General features: G+C 62.3%; 15 protein-coding genes. 7 read left to right on the forward strand and 8 right to left on the reverse strand.

All coding sequences use genetic code 11. The annotated features are described in order from the left end of the window. The first annotated feature begins 230 nt into the window (after positions 1 to 230). Positions 231 to 1,112, forward strand: a complete 882-nt coding sequence (locus DK871_RS26410; RefSeq protein ID WP_161907221.1) for a LysR family transcriptional regulator — start codon at positions 231 to 233, stop codon at positions 1,110 to 1,112. Here the strand turns inward: DK871_RS26410 and DK871_RS26415 are convergent. Together DK871_RS26415 and DK871_RS26420 are read right to left on the reverse strand one after the other, a co-directional pair. Then, positions 1,099 to 2,136, reverse strand: coding sequence for an AraC family transcriptional regulator (locus tag DK871_RS26415; protein WP_161907222.1), 1,038 nt, complete (start codon positions 2,134 to 2,136; stop codon positions 1,099 to 1,101). The two genes, DK871_RS26410 and DK871_RS26415, sit on opposite strands and share 14 nt — an antisense overlap. Position 2,137: 1 nt before the next feature. Then, the gene (locus tag DK871_RS26420) at positions 2,138 to 3,052 is read right to left on the reverse strand and encodes a GGDEF domain-containing protein (protein ID WP_161907223.1); all 915 of its coding nucleotides are present in this window, start codon (positions 3,050 to 3,052) and stop codon (positions 2,138 to 2,140) included. A gap of 779 nt (positions 3,053 to 3,831) precedes the next feature. Between DK871_RS26420 and DK871_RS26425 the strand changes: the two genes are divergently transcribed. From DK871_RS26425 to DK871_RS26445, 5 genes are all read left to right on the forward strand, one after another. Further along, on the forward strand, positions 3,832 to 6,345 hold the full coding sequence (locus tag DK871_RS26425; protein ID WP_161907224.1) for a TonB-dependent receptor: 2,514 nt from the start codon (positions 3,832 to 3,834) through the stop codon (positions 6,343 to 6,345). A gap of 175 nt (positions 6,346 to 6,520) precedes the next feature. Further along, positions 6,521 to 8,386, forward strand: a complete 1,866-nt coding sequence (locus DK871_RS26430; protein ID WP_161907225.1) for a phytase — start codon at positions 6,521 to 6,523, stop codon at positions 8,384 to 8,386. Between the two features lie 47 nt (positions 8,387 to 8,433). After that, positions 8,434 to 9,126, forward strand: a complete 693-nt coding sequence (gene tolQ / locus DK871_RS26435; protein WP_161907226.1) for a protein TolQ — start codon at positions 8,434 to 8,436, stop codon at positions 9,124 to 9,126. Between the two features lie 15 nt (positions 9,127 to 9,141). Next, positions 9,142 to 9,588, forward strand: coding sequence for a protein TolR (gene tolR, locus DK871_RS26440; protein WP_161907227.1), 447 nt, complete (start codon positions 9,142 to 9,144; stop codon positions 9,586 to 9,588). Then, positions 9,585 to 10,325, forward strand: a complete 741-nt coding sequence (locus DK871_RS26445) for an energy transducer TonB (protein ID WP_161907228.1) — start codon at positions 9,585 to 9,587, stop codon at positions 10,323 to 10,325. The genes tolR and DK871_RS26445 overlap by 4 nt, the downstream gene beginning before the upstream one ends. Positions 10,326 to 10,526: 201 nt before the next feature. Here the strand turns inward: DK871_RS26445 and DK871_RS26450 are convergent, their stop codons facing one another. The 6 genes from DK871_RS26450 to DK871_RS26475 all read right to left on the reverse strand — a co-directional run bounded on the left by DK871_RS26450 (position 10,527) and on the right by DK871_RS26475 (position 17,400). Further along, positions 10,527 to 11,474, reverse strand: a complete 948-nt coding sequence (locus tag DK871_RS26450; RefSeq protein WP_161907229.1) for a D-isomer specific 2-hydroxyacid dehydrogenase family protein — start codon at positions 11,472 to 11,474, stop codon at positions 10,527 to 10,529. Continuing rightward, positions 11,471 to 12,640 (reverse strand): acyl-CoA dehydrogenase family protein, encoded by a 1,170-nt coding sequence (locus DK871_RS26455; RefSeq protein WP_161907230.1) that lies wholly within the window; start codon positions 12,638 to 12,640, stop codon positions 11,471 to 11,473. Before DK871_RS26455 ends, DK871_RS26450 begins: the two co-directional genes overlap by 4 nt. Positions 12,641 to 12,800: 160 nt before the next feature. After that, a complete protein-coding gene (locus DK871_RS26460) occupies positions 12,801 to 14,141 on the reverse strand; it encodes an LLM class flavin-dependent oxidoreductase (RefSeq protein WP_161907231.1) in 1,341 nt (446 codons plus the stop codon). Between the two features lie 10 nt (positions 14,142 to 14,151). After that, positions 14,152 to 15,126, reverse strand: coding sequence for an ABC transporter substrate-binding protein (locus DK871_RS26465; protein ID WP_161907232.1), 975 nt, complete (start codon positions 15,124 to 15,126; stop codon positions 14,152 to 14,154). A gap of 82 nt (positions 15,127 to 15,208) precedes the next feature. Then, on the reverse strand, positions 15,209 to 16,792 hold the full coding sequence (locus tag DK871_RS26470; RefSeq protein WP_161907233.1) for a rhodanese-related sulfurtransferase: 1,584 nt from the start codon (positions 16,790 to 16,792) through the stop codon (positions 15,209 to 15,211). Beyond that, complete coding sequence (locus DK871_RS26475) at positions 16,789 to 17,400, reverse strand: cysteine dioxygenase (protein ID WP_161907234.1); 612 nt, start codon at positions 17,398 to 17,400, stop codon at positions 16,789 to 16,791. The genes DK871_RS26470 and DK871_RS26475 overlap by 4 nt, the downstream gene beginning before the upstream one ends. 213 nt (positions 17,401 to 17,613) lie before the next feature. Between DK871_RS26475 and DK871_RS26480 the strand changes: the two genes are divergently transcribed. After that, on the forward strand, positions 17,614 to 18,519 hold the full coding sequence (locus tag DK871_RS26480; RefSeq protein ID WP_032896831.1) for a LysR family transcriptional regulator: 906 nt from the start codon (positions 17,614 to 17,616) through the stop codon (positions 18,517 to 18,519). Positions 18,520 to 18,707: the final 188 nt, after the last annotated feature.

Here is an 18,707-nt window from a genome sequence, read left to right on the forward strand (position 1 = left end):
GCGTTTTGCTTACTTTTGCGCTTTTCAAAAGTGAGCCGCCGTCAGGGCGGAACCCTAAGTGGCCGTTACCTAAATAATGGATATGTACTCGGTCAAATCCAATATCCCGGTCGGCTGTAAGGCCGTCTTCGCAGGCAAGCCAGCTCCCACATTTGATTGGGTTCACATTTGGTTTGTGGTGTGACCACTGACAGGCTATAAAACAGCCCATCGTCCCCTGAGAAGCGACAATGAACCCCTTCGAAGACATGCGCCTGTTCTGCCAGGTCATGGAGTCCGGCAGTTTTACCGCCGCCGCCGAGCAATTGGGCTTGTCCAAGCAATTCGTCAGCCGCCGCCTGATCCAACTGGAAGAGCGCCTGGGCGTGCGCTTGCTCAACCGCTCCACACGGCGCCTGGACGTCACGCCGCTGGGCCAGAGTTACTACGAGTCGGCCTTGCGCCTGCTCGGTGAGGTGGAGCAAGTGGAGCAGGGCATCGCCGGTCAGAACAGCGAGCCGCGAGGCACCATTCGCCTCAGTGCGCCCTTGTCGTTCGCCATGGCGCACCTGGGTTGCCTGCTGCCGTTGTTTCTGCGCCAGCATCCGCAGGTTTGCGTCGAAGTCGACCTGAGCGACCGCCCGGTGGACTTGATCGGCGAAGGCTACGACCTGGTGCTGCGCATCGGCACCCTGGAAGATTCCACCCTGATCGCCCGGCGGATCGCCGCTATCGAGCGGGTGTATTGCGCCAGCCCCGACTACCTGGCGCTGCGGGGTACACCATTGAAACCCGAGGACTTAACGGCGCACGACTGCCTGCCCTACGGCCACGGCCGCCAGGTGCAATGGCGTTTCAAAGGCAAGTTGCAAGCCTTGAGCGTCAGCGGGCGCATGCGCGTCAATAACGGTGACCTGCTGCGCGATACCGCGATTGCCGGTCTGGGCGTTACCTATCTACCGACGTTCATTGTCAGCGAGGCCTTGAAGAACGGCCGTTTGGTCAAGGTATTGGAAGACTTCGCGCCTGAGGCCTTGACCCTGTCAGCGGTGTACCCGCAGCACCGCCAGAGTTCACGCCCGGTGCAAGCGCTGGTGGAGTTCCTGCGCGAACGCCTCGCTAGCGGCTGCTGAACAGTTGGCGGATCAGGTTGGGCGTGCTGCCCGTCCACCGCTTGAATGAGCGCCGAAAATTCGCCGCATCGTTGAAGTTCAGGTACGCCGCCACTTCCTCGTTACTCAAGCCCTTGGCCTGGTACAGGTGCAACGCCACGTGCTTGCGCACCCGGTCGACCTGGTGCTGAAAACCCGTGTCGTGCCGTTGCAACTTGCGCTTTAGCGTCGCCGGGCTCATGGCGAAGGTGTGCGCGGCCTGTTCCAGGCTCGGTGGCTGGCGCACGTGTTCGCGCAGGTAGCCGTAGAGGCAATCCAGAAAACTTGTGGCAAAGCCCAGTTGCTCGATTTGTTCAAGCGCTTGCTGGCGCGCAACCTGGCCCGCCGTGGCCGAAGCGCCAGGCCAGTTGTGGGTGAGGTATTCACGGGGGAGGCACATCATGTCCAGCGGGCGTTCGAAGCGCGTGTGTTCGCCCAGATGCACCCAGTATTGCTCGACATACCGGGGTTCGGCATGGCTGAAACTGCACACCCATGGCAAGCGCTGGCCGCTGAGCCATTGGCTCATGGCAACCAGCGAGGTCATGCTGGCTTCGAGCAGAAAGCGCCAGTGTTCGCCAGCGCCGCAACTGTCCAACCAATACAGGTAAGCGTGATGCTCATCCAGCTCCAGTTGCGGCGTGGCCAGCGGGCTGAGCAGCACTTGTTGCTGGATCAGGATCTCCAGCGCCTGATGAAGGTTCTGTGCATGCCCCAGCGCATGGCTGGCGGCGCCGTAGTAGCCGGGTAGCAGGCGTTGGCCAAACAGGAAACTGCTGTCATCGGCGTCCAGTAGTTTGCGGCTGTTGCCGATCAGACCCAGGAACTGTTGCGGGCTCAACCGCGCATTGCCGGCCAGGATGTCTTCGTGGAACAGGCCGGTGCCGCGCAGCAGGCGATGGCTGTCGATGTCCCGGGACAAGCCCAGGTCGATCAACGTGGCGGGTTGATAATGACCGGGGATGAAGCGGCTGTCGTTTTCATACCAGCTGGTTTTCACGGCCATCTCAGGCGCTTTTCGCAAGGGGCTGCTTGGCCCGGGCCAGGCCCAGGTTCAGGCGCTTGAGCAGCTCTTGGGGTGACTCTTGCAAGGCCATCACCACCGCCGTGGTCGCCGCCAGTTGCAGGCGTTCGCCCTGTTGCCGGGTCTTGTGGGCGAGGCTCTGCACCGCGTGTTGCAACTCCAGCGCCAGGCCCTGGGCCTGGCGCTCGCCGGTGTTGGGCAGCAGCACCACAAAACGGTCACCCGCCAGGCGGCACAACAGGTCCTGACGGCGCAGGTTGAGCAGCAGCACGTGGCTGACCGCCTGTAGCACCGCATCGCCCTCGGCATGCCCGTAAACCTGGTTGATGGTGGCGAAGTTATCCAGGTCCAGGGCCAGCAGCGACAGCGGTTGTTGCTGCTCTTGGCTGTCGCGCAGGCTGTCGGCGAGTTGGCGCTTGAGGTAGTCGGCACCGGCCAGGGGCGTGAGTTTGTCGAACAGCCGATGCTCGCGAAACAACCGCTCGCGTTTTTCCATCTGTGCGCTGATCGCCAGTTGTTCGTGGTGCCAGTGGTAGATACCGATCGTCAGCAGAATCATGCCCACCGGCATTGGCCCTGACTCCAGCCAGTGATCCCAGGAGATGCTGTCAGGCAGGCGGATGAATTCGTCGAGGCTGTCGATCCACCAGGAAAAAAAGATGCACGACAGCCCCAGCGCCAGGTATTGGGTGACCCGTCCGGCGGGGCGGCTTTTCAACACCAGGCCCAGCCAGATCAGCGCGAGCAGCGCCGAACCGCCTTCGCCGATGATATCCAACCATACCCATTCGCTGACGCTTTTGAGCTCGCCGCAGGCCAGGTGCAGGATCAGTCCGAGGTTGGCGGCGATCAGCAGCAACGCGAGTTTCCAGCGGTGGGGTTTGAGCACGGAAAACATGGCCACGGGTCCTTGGGCAAATAAGCGATGGGCACCAGCACAGCAGATGGATGTGACGGTTGGATGACGGGGTGGGAGGGTCGAATCAGCTCATGCCCTCGGCATATTTCTCAGCTGAACATAGAACCCATGTGGGAGCTGGCTTGCCTGCGATGGCGGCCTGACAGCCGACGCCTATCTCCCCTGACGCCCCATAATCCAACTGTGGGAGCGGGCTTGCTCGCGAAGGCGCCGTCACAGTCGACACTGTTATACCGAGTACATATCCATTCCTGCGGTAACGGCCACTTAGGGTTCCGCTTTTACAGCGGGTCACTTTTGGAAAAGAGCCCCAAAAGTAACCAAAAGGGCTCTTGCCCCACCACTCGGCACCTCGCTAGGGCTCGGTGTACCCGAACACAGTCTTGAATCCGTGGGCCGCCGCCACGCGCCATCCATGGCGCGGGGCGGCTAACCCGGCGTCCTGCCGGGTTACCCACGAATTCAAGCCTGTGTCCGGCCAGCGTGGTTTAACGGGGCGCCTAAGATCAAGATCAAAAGCAGATCAAGAGCGGCTCGCTTCGCATCGTAGTTACCGTCGGCCGTCTTCGCAGGCAAGCCAGCTCCCACCTCTGACCCAGGTCATTTCAGCTCATTTGTACGCTCCAGAAGCCTGTAAACCCCGCTTTGCCAGGCTCTGCCCGCAATCCTGTCACAGAACCGTCACGCCTCACCCCTAGCGTGCCCTCCCAGTTGCCGGGCTCCTTGCCTGGCGTCAACGGATTCTTGGGGAGGGTTTCATGTACAAGCGCACCGGGCTAGTCAGCTTTACGCTTACCGCCTTGGCCCTGGCGATAGCCTGCGAGCGGGTCAATGCCGCCGAAGCGGCCACCACCGAGCATGTCGATGTGGTCGGCCAAGCCGCTGCGATCGACAGCGCCCTCAAGGAGCAGCGCTCTTCCGATAGCATCAAGAGCGTGGTGCATGCTGACGGCGTCGCGCAGTTGCCGGATGAGAACGTTGCCGAGGCGGTGCAGCGCTTGCCGGGCATCAGCATTGAGCGTGACCAGGGCGAGGGGCGCTTTGTGAGCGTGCGCGGCCTGGGCCCGGACCTCAACAGTGTCACCATCAACGGCACCCTGGTGCCATCCCCCGAGAGCGAACGCCGCGCCGTGGCCCTCGATGTTCTGCCTTCGGAATTGGTGCAGTCGCTGTCGGTGATCAAGACGCTCACACCGGACATGGACGCCAACTCCCTCGGCGGCACCGTTGATGTGAAGAGCCTGTCGGCGTTCGATCACAAGGGCCTGTTCTACACCGGCAGCACTGAGGCCAGCTACGACAAGAACACACACCAGACCAGCCCGAAATTCTCCGGCGCCGCCAGTAACCGGTTCAGCCTCGGCGACGGTATCTACAACTTTGGCGTGGCCGCGGCGCTCAGTTGGCAGAAGCGTGATTTTGGCTCGGACAATGTCGAAACTGGCGGCGCCTGGGACTTCACTAACGGCGCCCGGCTCAATGAATTCGAGCAGCGCGACTACGACATCAGTCGTGAACGCGCCGGTGGTGGCCTTAACTTCGATTACAAGCCCGATGACGTGAGCAGCTACTACCTGCGCACGCTTTACAGTCGCTACAAAGACACCGAAACCCGCAACGCCGCCAGCCTAGAGTTCGCTGACCCGCAGGCGCCCGGCGAATTGGGCGAAGCCGAGGGCAAGCGCAAGCTCAAGAACCGCGAGGAAACCCAGGAAATCCAGTCCTACGTATTGGGCGGTGAACGCATGCTCGGCCTGTGGACCCTGAGCGGCCAGGCCGGGTATAGCCGTTCCAGCGAAGACAGCCCGGGGCATATTGCCGGTGCGACCTTCGACGGCGGTGACTTTGCCGACAGCGGCTTCTACGACAAGTCCAAGCCGCGCCCGATCGTTGGTAGCGGTTTCTACGACCCCGCCAATTTCAGCCTCGACAAAGTCGACTGGGAAAAACAGCACACCCAGGACACCGAGAAGAACCTGCGCCTGGACCTGGCCCGCGACTATGACCTGCGCGGTTACGCATCCCAGTTCAAGTTCGGTGGCAAGGTCAGCCGGCGCCACAAGGACAATGACCTGGAAGCCTGGGTCTACAAGGACCTGGATGAACAGGGTTTGAGCGATGAACAACTCAACCTTACGCAGTTCCAGAAGGGCAACGTCGACTACCGTCTCGGCCGCTTTGGCCCAGGCATCAGCGCGAGCAATATCCGCCAGTTGATCGGCGGCCTCAATCGTGATGACTTCTATGACCCCACCGAATCCACTGTCAACGACTTCACCATTCGCGAAGACATCAACGCCGGCTACCTGATGAACACCGTTGATATCGACGACTGGCGCTTCATTGCCGGCATGCGTTACGAGGGTACTGAGTTCGAAGCCAAGGGCACCGGCGCCACGGACGGCCAGTTCAGCGCCACCGAGACCAAGCGCCGTTATCACCACTGGTTGCCGGGCTTGCATGCGCGCTACCAGATTGACAAGAACACCCAAGTGCGCGCCGCCTGGACCAAATCGGTGGTGCGTCCGACCTTTGGCCAATTGGCCCCTGGTTTTGTGATCGACGATGACGAAGCCACCTTCGGCAACCCGGACCTCAAGCCGCTCGAATCAAGCAACCTGGACCTGGGCATCGAACATTTCATGGGCCGCGCCGGTACCGTCTCGGCCTTCGTGTTCTACAAAGACATCCAGAACTTCGTCTACAACACCGACGTGGCCGGTACCGGTGCCTGGGCCAACTTCGCCGAGGCGCACACCTTTGCCAACGGCGACAGCGCCAAACTCTATGGCCTGGAACTGGCCTATTCACAGAAGTTCGATTGGCTGCCTGCACCGTGGAACGGCCTGATGATCGGCGCCAACAGCACCTTCAGCCGTTCCAGCGCGGACATCGAGGGCTTCGACAGCGCCAGCGGGCGCACTCGCAAGCGCAACATCAGCCTGCCCAACCAGTCAGACACGGTCGGCAACCTGATGCTCGGTTGGGAAGACGACAAGCTCAGCCTACGCCTGTCGGCCAATTACAAATCGGCCTACCTGTACGAGTTGGCGTCGATCAACGACAAGGCCCATGACCTGCACGTCGACGCGCAAACCTTCGTCGATTTCAGCGCGCGCTACTCACTGACCAAGAATCTGCAGGTCAGCTTCGAGGCACAGAACCTCACCGACGAGTCGTACTTCGTCTACACCGGCCACCGTAGCTACAACGGCCAGTACGAAGAGTACGGCCCCACCTACAAGCTGGGCCTGACCTTCACCCATTTCTAACCGTTGCCCCCCCCCTGTAGGAGCGAGCTTGCTCGCGAAAAACCTCAACGATAACGCGGGTCGCCTGAATGAACGCGGCGCCTGTGAGTTTTTCGCGAGCAAGCTCGTTCCTACAGGGCATCAGGGCAAGCCGTCCCAAACGGGATCTCCATTGTTTTCGAAGGATTGTCTGTTCATGAGAATTTCCAAGCTGTGCCTGTTGGTTGTGTTGATAACCAGCGCCAATGCGTTCGCGACCGAGTTGCCGTTGGCCCCTTGGGCACCCAGCCTGAATGCCCAAGCCGTGGCCTTCCTGCCCGGCGGCACCCAGCGCGTGGCCGCCAGTGCCCGCGACGGCCTGTTGTTGCTCGACGATAAAGGCGCCGAACTGGCCCGGTTCAAGGGCCGTTTCAGCGGCCTCGACACCCGCGCTGCCGGCGCTCAATCGCTGATCGCCAGCCTCGATAACGACCGCCAGCAGGCCTTGCTGATCGGTCTCGATGCAGCCGGCAAAACCTGGGGTGCGCCGCTGTACCTGCCGACCCGCGACTTTGCGGTCAATAGCCTGTGCCTCTATCGCGATTCGGCGGCCAACCTGTTTGTGTTCCTGGTCGGTGAAGAGGGCAAGGGCGAGCAGTGGCTGGTGGGCAATGGTTCGACCCTGCTGGCCCAGGCGCAGCGTGTTCGCAGCCTGCCACTGCCGCCATCGGCGCAGTACTGCCAAGTGGATGATGCGGCCGAGCGATTGGTGGTGAACGAGCAAAACGTCGGCTGGTGGGCCTACCCGGCACACCCGGAAGCCGAGGTGAAACGCACGCCCGTGGCGCTGTTCGACGACCCCGCGCGGGAAGCAGGCGCCATGGCGCTGGTGCCGGGTGGGATGCTCGCGCTGGACCCGAAAACCGCGCAATTGCACCCGTTCCAGCAAGTCGGGGAGCGTTGGGTTGAACAACCCAGCCTGACCTTGCCGGGCCTCAAAGAACCGGAGCAACTGGTGATCCAGGGCCGGCAGGTGCTGGTGCGGGATGACGACAGCGGCCAGCTCTATCAGGGCCGCCTCGACTGGCAGGCCACCTCGGTGCCGGTTGCCCCGGCACTGGCGCAAGTCGCCGCACTGCGCCAGACCGAACCCGTGGGTCGCCAAGGCGACGCGGCGGATGACCCAGCCATCTGGATTCACCCGGACACGCCAGCCAAGAGTCGTGTGCTGGGGACCAACAAGAAACAGGGCCTGCTGGCCTACGATCTCGACGGCAAGCTGCTGCAGGAGCTGGCCGTGGGGCGCCTGAACAATGTCGACCTGCGCCCAGGCTTCAAACTGGGTACGCACACCGTCGACCTGGCCGTGGCGAGTAACCGCGACCGCAACAGCCTGAGCCTGTTCAGCATCGACCGTCAGAGCGGCGAGCTGCGTGAAGCCGGTGAGGTCCCCACGCCACTCAAGGACATCTACGGCATCTGCCTGTACCAGCCTGCCAGCGGCGAGCTTTACGCGTTTGCCAATGACAAGGATGGCACCTTCCTGCAATACCGCCTGAGTGCACCGGCTGGCCGTGTGCAGGGCGAATTGGTGCGTCAGTTCAAGGTCGACAGCCAACCCGAGGGCTGTGTGGCCGATGACCAGCGCCAACGCTTGTTCATCGGTGAGGAAGATGTGGGCGTGTGGGCGATGGATGCCCGTGCCGAGCAACCGGCCACGCTCACTTCGGTGATCAAAGTCGGCGCGCAACTGCACGCGGACGTCGAAGGCCTGGCGCTGTATCAAAGCCCCGCACGGGATTACCTGGTGGTCTCCAGCCAAGGCAATGACAGCTACCTGGTGCTGGACGCCGAGCCGCCATTCGCTGTGCGCGGCGCCTTGCGCGTTGGCCTCAATGCGGCCGCCGGCATTGATGGCGCCTCGGAAACCGATGGCCTGGAGGTCACTGCCGTCAACCTCGGCGGGCCATGGAGCCAAGGCATGCTGGTGGTGCAGGACGGGCGCAAGCGCATGCCCGAGCAAGCCCAGAACTTCAAGTTCGTGCCCTGGGCCGAGGTGAGTCGCGCGTTGAAATTACCTTGAGCTGTCATCACGCAGTCATCCGTTTTTAATCGAATAGGAGCTTCACCATGCACGCGACGATGGAACATATGACGATCTGGAGCTTGATCAGCGACGCCAGCCTGTTGGTCAAGGCGGTGATGGTCACCTTGCTGTTGGCCTCCTTGTTCAGTTGGTACCTGATCATCCAGCGCAGCCGTGTGCTGCGTGGTCTGGAACGGCAGCTTGACGGCTTCCTGGCGCGCTTTCGCGTCGCGTCGGACCTGCAGCCCTTGTTTCGCGAAACCGTGCAGGCGGGCGAGGGCGGTGTGGCGCCGATCTTTATTGCCGGCATGCAGGAATACCAGCATCTGCACCACCAAGATCCGGCTGTGCTTGAGGGTGTGGAGCGCGCCTTGCAGGTAGCGATCACCGAGCAGGAACTGGAGCTGGAAAAGGGCCTGCAATTTCTGGCGACGGTGGGTTCGGTCAGCCCCTATATCGGTCTGTTCGGGACCGTGTGGGGCATCATGAATTCTTTCCTCGGCTTGTCCCAGGTGCAGCAGGCCACGCTATCGACCGTGGCACCGGGCATTGCCGAAGCCTTGATTGCCACGGCCATTGGCCTGTTTGCGGCGATTCCGGCAGTGATCGCCTATAACCGCTTCGCGGCACGCAGCCAGACCTTGCTCACGCGCTACTACGCTTTTGGCAATGAGCTGCAAGTGCACCTGCACCGCACGCTGCGCGGTACCTCGAACAATTTGGCCGTGGCCGCCTGAACAAGGAGCAAAGCGATGTTGACCAGGCCGCAACGCAAGCACGGGCCCAAGGCCGAGATGAACGTGGTGCCCTACATCGACGTGATGCTGGTGCTGCTGGTGATCTTCATGGTCACCGCGCCCATGCTCACCCAGGGTGTGAAGATCGAACTGCCCAAGGTCGCCGCCGAGGCGCTGGCCAGCGATACGCGCCAGCAGATCCTGACGTTATCGGTGAAGGCCGACGGTGGCTACTACTGGAACCTGGGTGACGAGCTGGATGCCCGCCAGCAGACCGACAGTGCGGTGACGCTGGAAGAAATGAGCGCCAAGGTCATGCAGGTGGTGGCGGCGCGCAGCGATACCCAGGTGTATATCCGTGCTGACGACACTGCCGGTTACGGCCGTGTGGTGGCGGCCATGGCGGTACTGCAGACGGGCGGCGTCAGCAATATTGGGCTCGTCACCGAGGCCCCACAATGACGGCGATGAGCATGCACAGTCCGGCACTGGCCTTGGCGCCCAACGGCGATGGTTTCTGGCGCAAAAGCCTGGCAGCGAGTCTGGCCGTGGCGCTGCATGGTGCGGTAGCAGTGGCGTTGATGCTGGGCTGGTCAACGGAGCGACCAAGGGTGGATGCGCCACGGGTGATGCACACGCAGTTGGTGGTTTTACCAGCACCGGCACCTGAGCCCGTCGCTGCCGCGCTGCCAGAACCTGTTGTTATCCCGGTACCGACCAAACCGACAGTTGATCCGCAGGTCCAGGCGCAAAAGCTCGAGAAAGCCGCCCTGGCACGCAAGCGGGTTGAAGAAAAAAAACTCGAGCAGCAACAGCGCATGGCAACCGAGCAGCGCAATCGTGAGTTGGAACAGCAACGCCTGAGCCAGGCGCGTGCCGCTGCGGAAAAAGCCCGAGCCCCCGTGCCTGCGCCTACCCCAGCATTCGACAGCCGCCAGTACCAGCCCTTGAGCAAGGCCGCCCCGGACTACCCCGAACGCGCCTTGGACAAGAACATCGAAGGCGACTGTTCAGTGGAGTACACCGTCAACACCCAAGGCCACGTGGAAAACCCCAAGGTGCTGGACGGCTGCCACCCGTTGTTCATCCGGCCCTCATTGGCGGCGGCCAATACTTTTCGCTACCAGCCGAGAATCGTCGATGGCAAGGCTGTTGCCGTACCGGCAGTGCGCAACACATTCCACTACCGCATCAAATAAGTTTCTCCCAGCGGTGGTTCAGTTGAAGACTCAGTGACTGACACACCGCCTTCGCGGGCAAGCCCGCTCCCACAGGGGATCTGTGGCAGGTGCTGATTTTTTGTGGGCAATGCATGACCAGTGTGGGAGCTGGCTTGCCTGCGAAAGCGGTGGTCCAGTTAAACATTCTTTGGCTGGCACGCCACCTTCGCGAGCAAGCTGTCAAGCATTCGCTAGGTTACTTAACTCAAGGCCCGCCACATACCGTTCCAGATTTGCCAGGAACGTATCCGCAATTTCTTCCTTGCTGTTGGTCGAAATAGCCGAAGTATGCGGCGACAGCCGTACCCTCGGATGGCTGTACAACGGGTGCCCGTCGGGCAATGGCTCAGGCTCGGTGACGTCCAGGGACGCCAGGCCGATCTGGCCGTTATCCAACGCGTGCAACAGCGCTTGCTGATCGAGCAGGCCTCCGCGGGCAATGTTGATCAGGTGCAGCCCCAGTTTGGCGCTGGCCAGTACATTACGGTCGATGATATGCCGCGTCGCTTCGGTCAGGGGGGCCGCCACCACCAGGTGATCGGCGCGGGCAAACAGGTCGTGGATGTCTCTGGCCGCTTCCACGCCATCGAGACCGAACGGCGTTGTGCTTTGACGCAGCGCCACCACCTTGAGCCCCAGGGCCAGGGCCTTTTGCGCCAGGCTTGCGCCAATCGCGCCAAAGCCCAAAAGGCCCAACGTGGTGCCCTTGAGCGGGCGCAGCGCGGTGAACTGCCATTGGGCATCCTTTACCCAGATAGCCGGCAAATGCTTGGACGCGGCAAAGATCGCCGCCAGGGCGAACTCGGCCAGGTTATCGGCGGCGCTGCCGCGGGAAGTGGTCACGGGTGGGCCGTTGAACAGCCACTGGGGGTAGAAGTCGATACCCGACGACACCAGGTGCACCCACTGTGCGCCGTAGGGCCAGCCCGGTGGCGGGGTGTCGGGGGCGGTGTAGCCACGCACATTGATCGGGCGCAGCAGCAGGATATTGGCGTGGGGCGGCAAGTCACTGGGCACACCGACCGGCACGCCGATTACCTGGGCTTGGGGGTGCAGTTGCACAAGACGCTCACGGATCACCTGGTTGAAGTCTTCGTCCAGTTGGCTGGCAATAATCACCTGGCTCATGTGCGTTCCTTTTGGCGCTGGTTGAACACCGCTTTGCCGACGCCTTGCAGCACGGCGTCATTTTGCGGAGTGTGGACGCGGCTGCACAGCACGTCGCGGTAATGCCGTTGCAGAGGACTATGACGTGATAGGCCAGGGTTGCCCGAGGCTTCGATGGCCAGCTCGACCGCACGGATCGCATTGCCGGTCACCAGGTACTTCACTTGCGCCGCATTGGCCGTCGGCGTGTGGCCTGCGGCGGCAGCGTCGAGCAGGCTGCGGTTGGCGAACAGCAACGTGTCGATATGGCCGACGGTCTCCTGAAAACGCGGCAGGGTGGACAGCGCCGCGCCGAGATTCGACGGCTTGCGCTCCTCCAGCCAGTGCACCAGCCAGTCCCGTGCCGCCTGGGCTACGGCGTCGTACACCGAGGACAGCAACACCGACATCCACAGGAAGCCTTCGCCGTCCAGCTCCGCTTGCGGGGCGCTCCAGGGGCTGACGCTGACCGCATGGTCCAGGGGCACCCATACGTTGTCGAACACCACCTCATGGCTGCAGGTGGCGCGCATGCCCAAGTGGTCCCAGGTGTCGATAATGCTGACGCCGGGGCTGGCCTTGGGCACCAGCCAGGCGCCTACCAGCGGGTCGGCGTCGTCGCTGCGCGCCCACACGCTGAACCAGCTCAGGCCATGGCTGCCGGTGGAGTAGAGCTTGCGCCCACTGATACGCCAACCGTCGGCGGTGCGCACCGCGGTGGTGGCCGGCAAACCGCCACGGGCTGGGGTGCCCAGGTCGGGTTCGACACGCAGGGCATTGATCAGCGCGCCGTTTTGCACCGCCTCTTGCGCGACCTGCACGCGCAGGTGTGCGGGCCAACTCTGGCTGTCTTGCAGGCGTGCGTGTTGCAGGTATTGCATCACCAGGATCAATGCCGTGGACGGTTCGCCCTTGGCGATGGCGCTGATGACTTTGCGCGCCTGGGCCAGGCTGGCGCCGCCGCCGCCGAGTTTTTTCGGCACGGTCAGGGCGATGAGGTGGTGTTGGTGTAGAAGTTTGAAATTGGCGTGGGGGAAAGCGCCGCTGTCGTCATAGAGGGGCGCGGTACTGGCCAGCTCGGCGCTGAGGTGGTCAAGCAGGGCGTCGAAATCGACGGCTTCCACAGCCTTGAGAGACGGTTGAGTCATAAGTCTGTACTCGGTCAAAAGTGTGGCAGGGTGGCAAGCCCTGAACACCTGTAGGAGCGAGCTTGCTCGCGAAAAACGTCAACGATAACGCGTACTTCCTGAATAAACGCGGCGCCTTTGAGTTTTTCGCGAGCAAGCTCGCTCCTACAGGGGGGAGCCTTCAGGCCAGGGCTTGTTCGGTGGCTTCGATCACGCTGTAGCGGTTCGCCGGCACTTCCAGGCCGAGGTTGTCGCGCAGGGTATGGCCGCTGTACTCGGTACGGAACAACCCCCGCTGTTGAAGCACCGGCACCACCAGCTCAGTGAAATACTGCAAGCCATCCGGCAGCACCGAATTGATGATGAAACCATCGCTGGCGCCGCTCTCGAACCAGGTCTGGATCGCGTCCGCGACCTGTTCCGGGGTGCCGACAAAGTCGCGCTGGGGGCGCGAGAAACGCAGGGCCACTTCGCGCAGGGTCAGGCCTTCGTCACGGGCCAGTTGCTTGATACGCTCGGAGCCACCTTTCTGGCTGTTGGCGCCCAGGTCGCCCAGTTCGGGGAAGGGCGCATCCAGCGGGTACTGGCTGAAATCATGGTCGTTGAACGGCCGGCCGAGGGCGACGATGGCGTCTTCCACGGTGACGAGCGCCACGGCTTGCTGGTAGCGGCTTTCCACTTCGGCGGCATCACGCCCGACAATCGGGCGAATACCCGGCAGTATCGACAGGCTGTCGGGGGCGCGGCCAAAGCCCTTGGCGCGGCGTTTCAAATCGGCGCTGTAGGCCTTGCCCTCGTCGATAGTTTCCACATGCACGAAAATCGCGTCGGCGTTTTCAGCGGCAAAGTTACGTCCATCCTCCGAAGTGCCTGCCTGGAAAATCGCCGGTTGGCCCTGGCGCGAGCGCGCGATGTTCAACGGCCCTTTGACCGAGAAGAATTCGCCCTTGTGGTTAAGCGCATGCAACTTGCCTGGGGTGAAGAATTCGCCGCTGTGCTTGTTATAGGCAAAGGCGTCGTCCTCCCAGGAATCCCACAGGCCCTTGACCACATTCAGATGCTCCTTGGCGATGCGATAACGCACGGCGTGGGGCGGGTGCTCGGCCTTGCCGAAGTTATCGGCGGTGCCGCTCAGCCACGAAGTGACCACGTTCCAGCCGGCACGGCCGCCGCTGATATGGTCCAGCGAAGCGAACTGGCGTGCCACCTGATAAGGCTCGGTGTAGCTGACGGTCACGGTGGCGACCAGGCCGATGTGAGTGGTCAGCGCGGCCAGGGCCGAGAGGATCGTCAGCGGCTCGAAGCGGTTGAGGTAATGGGGGCTGGACTTGGGGTGGATATGCAGGCTGTCGGCGATGAACACGAAGTCGAACCGGGCGGCTTCGGCCAGTGCGGTCTGCTGCTTGTAGAAGCCGAAATTGGTGCTGGCGTCGGGTTGTGCCTGCGGGTGGCGCCATTCGCCCCAACCGTGGCCGACGCCGTGCACCATGGCACCGAGTTTCAATTGACGTGGCTTGCTCATGTTCTGCTCCTTAGCGCGAGGCTTGTTCGAGGGGGATACGCTTGGCGTTGAAGCTGGAATCGAAGCCCTGGGAGACGTCGATGTGTTTGCTCAGCAGGCCTTCTTTTACATAGGTGTCGGCGGTGGCTTGCAGGCCGTGGATCACCGTATCGTCAATCGTCACGGGGGACAGATGGGTGTCTTTGGCCACTTCGATATGCACGGCCAGTGGCAGGCCAGTGATCTTGGCCTGGGCAGCGGCGTATTGTTCGGGATGGGTATTGGCCCAGGCGTAGGCGCGATCAATGCGTGCGACAAAGTCGTCCAGTTGCACGCGCTTGTCGGCAATGGCCTGGCCGGTGGCGGCGAAGTACAGGTGATTGCTCAGCAGATGCTTGCCGCTGACCAACACGCGAGCATTGCTTTGTGAGGTGACCACGGTGGTGTAAGGGTCCCATGTCGCCCAGGCATCGGCGGTGCCGTTGTCGAGTACCAGCCGGGATTCGGCGGGCAGCAGGAAGATGAACTGCACATCCTGGGTGGTCAGCCCGGCATTGTTCAGGGCCTTGATCGCCAGGTAATGCCCGATGGAGCCGCGCCCGGTGACGATCTTCTTGCCCTTGAGGTCGGCCGCGGTCTTGATCGGTGAATCCTTGGGCACCAGCAGCGCGGTGGTGTTACGGCCTTCGGCATGGATGATACTGATCACCTTGATCGAGGCACCGGCGCCGAGGGCGAACACATAAGGGGCATCGCCCAGGGCGCCGACATCCACAGCACCGGCATTCAGCGCTTCGCCCAGGGGCGAGGCCGAGGGGAATTCCGACCATTTGATCTCGTAGGGCACGTTCTGGCTTTCGCCCGAGGCTTCCAGCAGCGCCTTGATCGTGGATTTCTGGTTGGCCACGCGCAGCGGTTGCAGGTCGGCAGCCTGAGCGGTAGAGAGCAGGCCGAGGGCCAAAGTGGCGCCCCACAGCAGGCGTTTGAATGGGAGGGCATACAGCATGGGCAAAACTCCAGGCGTTAGGTAAAGGAAAGTACCTCCGCCTGGAGAAGGGGTCGGTTGAGCGAAACGGTGCAGCGGTGAATCAGATCACATAGAAACCATGGGTGCCGTCGCGGGCCAGTTGTTCCACGAGGCCGAACTCCCAATCCAGGTAAGCCTGCATGGCTTCCCGTGGGTTGTCGGTGCCTTCGTAAGGGCGGCGGTAGCGGTCGATACGCGGGGACGCCAAGTGGCTTTCGCCTGACTCAAGGGGCAGTTGCGCATGGATCCAGCCAGCCGTGCCGTCCTGCAGCAAAAAGACCGGCTTGCCGGTGAGCGCCTCGACTTGCGCCACCGCCAGGCGCGCCAGTTGGCTGCTGCCGCAGGTCAATACATAGCGCTGGGCGCTCGGTGCCTTGGCCAGGACCTCTGGCAGTTGCGCGCGCAGCACCCACCAGGCGCCGGGGATATGACGTTTCACGTAGTTGGCGCTGGCGGTGAAGTCCAGCACCAGGGTGTCGCCATGGCCGAGCCAGTCGGCAAGGGTGTGGGGGCTGATCAGTTCGGCCTGGGGCGGCGGTGGTACTGGCGCGACCCATGCGCCGCGCTCGCTGAAGTGCTCCGCTTGCAGGTCATCCAATACGTACACCTGCCAGCCCAACTGGGCCAGCCACGACGCGGACATATTGGCGCGCACGCCGTCGTCGTCCACCAGTACCAGGCGCGCACCGCGCACACTGGCCACGTGGTCGGTTTCCTGCACCAGTTGCCCCCCCGGGGTGGCGCGGGCGCCTGGCAGGTGGCCGGCTTCGTATTCTTCTATGGTGCGCACATCGAACAGGTAAGTGGTGCGTGTCGCGTCCTGTTGCCAGCGCTGCAGATCATTGAGCGTTGCACGTTTTACCGAGGCTTTGTCGGCAACACCACGGGCCTCTTGGGCGGCCAGCTGGCGATGGTTTTCCGAGGTCGGCGCAAAGCGGCGCGCCTGGCCATGGGCGAGGGTCTGCCCGGCCAAGGTCCAGCCGATGGTGCCGTTGCGCAGGGCCGCCACCGGGTTGGGGAGGCCGGCATTGATCAACGACTGGGTGCCGATAATGCTGCGGGTGCGCCCGGCGCAGTTGACGATAATGCGCGTGGCCGGATCGGGCGCCAGCTCACGGGCGCGCAACACCAACTCGGCCCCCGGCACGCTGATGCCCGTGGGGATGCTCATGGTCTGGTATTCGTCGAAACGGCGCGCATCGAGCACCACCACATCGGCCTGGCTGTCGAGCAAGGCCTGGACCTCTTCGGCTGCCAGGGACGGCGTGTGACGCTGGTTCTCCACCAGTTCGCCAAACGCCTTGCTCGGTACATTGACGTCGATAAACAGCTCGCCACCGGCCCGGCGCCAACCGTCCAGTCCACCCTCCAGCAGGCTGACCTGGGTATAGCCCAGTGCAACCAAGCGTTCGGCGGCGCGGTGGGCCAGGCCTTCGCCGTTGTCGTACAGGGTGACCTGGGTATCGCGGCGTGGAATGCGCGCGTACACCTCCAGTTCCAGCTTGGACAAGGGGATATTCGCGGCGAACAGCGGATGGGCCTCTGCAAAGGGGGCTTCCTCACGCACGTCGATCAGCGCGACTTCTTCACGTGCCAACAGGGCCTGGCGAATCTGCGCAAAGTTGCGGGTCGATAGGGTGGTCATAGGGCAGGGCTCTTTTCTTTGGACAGGTCCCAGATGTTCGGGAGATAGGCGTTGGAATAACCGGAGATAAACAGTTTTTCGCTGCCGTCGGGTTGATACACCGCCCGGCGCACCGCGCCGATATTGGCGCCGTATACGTGGATGCTGATGGACACCTGATCGCCGTGGGCATTGCTGACCTGGTGGATATCGCCGACCTTGGGCGACACCGCCTCGACCTGGCCTGGCAGCAACTGCACGGGTTCGCCTTGCGCTACCAGGCTGCCGCCCGGCGCCCGGGCAAACCCCTGGGAAAACTCCGCGCCGCGCAACATGCCGATCAACCCCCACACCCTGTGGTCATGAATCGGCGTGCGTTGCCCCGGCCCCCACACAAAGCTGACCACGCTGAAGCGCTGGCGCGAATCGGCATGCAGCAGGAATTGCTGGTAGCGCTCGGGGTCGGGCTGGGCGAATTCGTCGGGCAGCCAATCATCGTGGCTGACCAGTTGCGCCAGCAGCTTGCCGCCACGGTGCAGCAGGTCGCCTTCACGCGGGTTGCCGTCGATCAATTCCGCCAGGGCGCCTATGAAGGCTCTGAGTCTCTCGGGGTGTCGGGCCTGGGTCATGACCATTCCATCGGGCTGTTGGTGTGCTTTTATCTAAGCATAATGTTCATTTTTAATATGCTATTTTTTAATGATTAGCTTATAGCCGAAGGTAATTTAGAACCGGTTTGAATAGCGTTAGACGTTATTGATCGCTGGGTGGGCTATCCAGACCTGTGTGCGGCCACTATGCTTCACGCACATCTTAATGACTGATCTGTATGTGCGGCCCAAATGAAAATTGACGATATCGATGCCTTTGTCGAAGTGATTCGTTGCCAGTCCATCAGCCATGCCGCCGCGTCGTTGCAGCTGACCCAGCCAGCCATCACCCGCCGCGTGCAGAACTTCGAGCAGGCCCTGGGGGTGGAGCTGTTCGACCGCAACACCAAGCCGCTCAAGCCGACGCTTATCGGTACCCGCGTTTATGAGCAATGTCGGTTGATCCTGCGTGAGATGGATGCCCTGCGCGAACTGGTGGCCACCGATGCTCCGCCCACCGGCGTGCTGCGCCTGGGCGTACCGCAGACCATCGGCGATGTGGTGCTGCTGGACGCGCTCAAGCACCTGCGCAGCGAATACGCCGACTTGCGCGCCCAGGTTGCCACCGGCTGGGGCAGCCAATTGGTCGGCAAGATCGAGCGCGGTGAACTGGATGCGGCGGTGGCGTTGTTCCCCGCGGGCAAGATCTTCCCGGACAACCTGGTGGGTGAGTCCATCGGCAAGATGGAATTGGTGGTGGTCTGTGCCAAGGCGCAGTTGCCGAAGAAACCGTGCAAGCTGGCGGACGTGTACCAGAGCGGTTGGATTCTCAACCCGGACGGCTGCGGGTTCCGTGCGGGGTTGCAGCGCACCTTGTCTGACCAGGGCCTGGCGCTGCGGGTGAACCTGGAAACCTTTGGCACTGAACTGCAACTGGGCCTGGTGGCTGATGGCCTCGGCCTTGGCCTGGTGCCCCGTCCGTTGCTGGAACGTAGTGCTCATCGCGAGCACCTGGCGGCGATGCCTCTCAAGGACTTCAAGCCGGTGATGGATTTGTGGCTGATCTATCCGCATTTTCTCGGCAACCTGCAAGGGCCGGTGGATGCGTTTGGTCAATGGGTGGCGGATGCTTTGCACAAGATTCGCAGCGCTGCCTGACGTTCTGCCAGCCGACGCCTATCCACCTGACACCCCGCAATCCAACTGTGCGGGCTTGCTCGCGAATGCGGACTGGCAGTCAACGCAGTTGGATTGTGTACATATCCATTGCTGCGGTAACGGCCACTTAGGGTTCCGCCCTGACGGCGGCTCACTTTCGAAAAGCGCGAAAGTAAGCAAAGCGCTCT

It is taken from the genome of Pseudomonas sp. L13 (assembly GCF_009935965.1).
Lineage (GTDB): Bacteria > Pseudomonadota > Gammaproteobacteria > Pseudomonadales > Pseudomonadaceae > Aquipseudomonas > Aquipseudomonas lactis.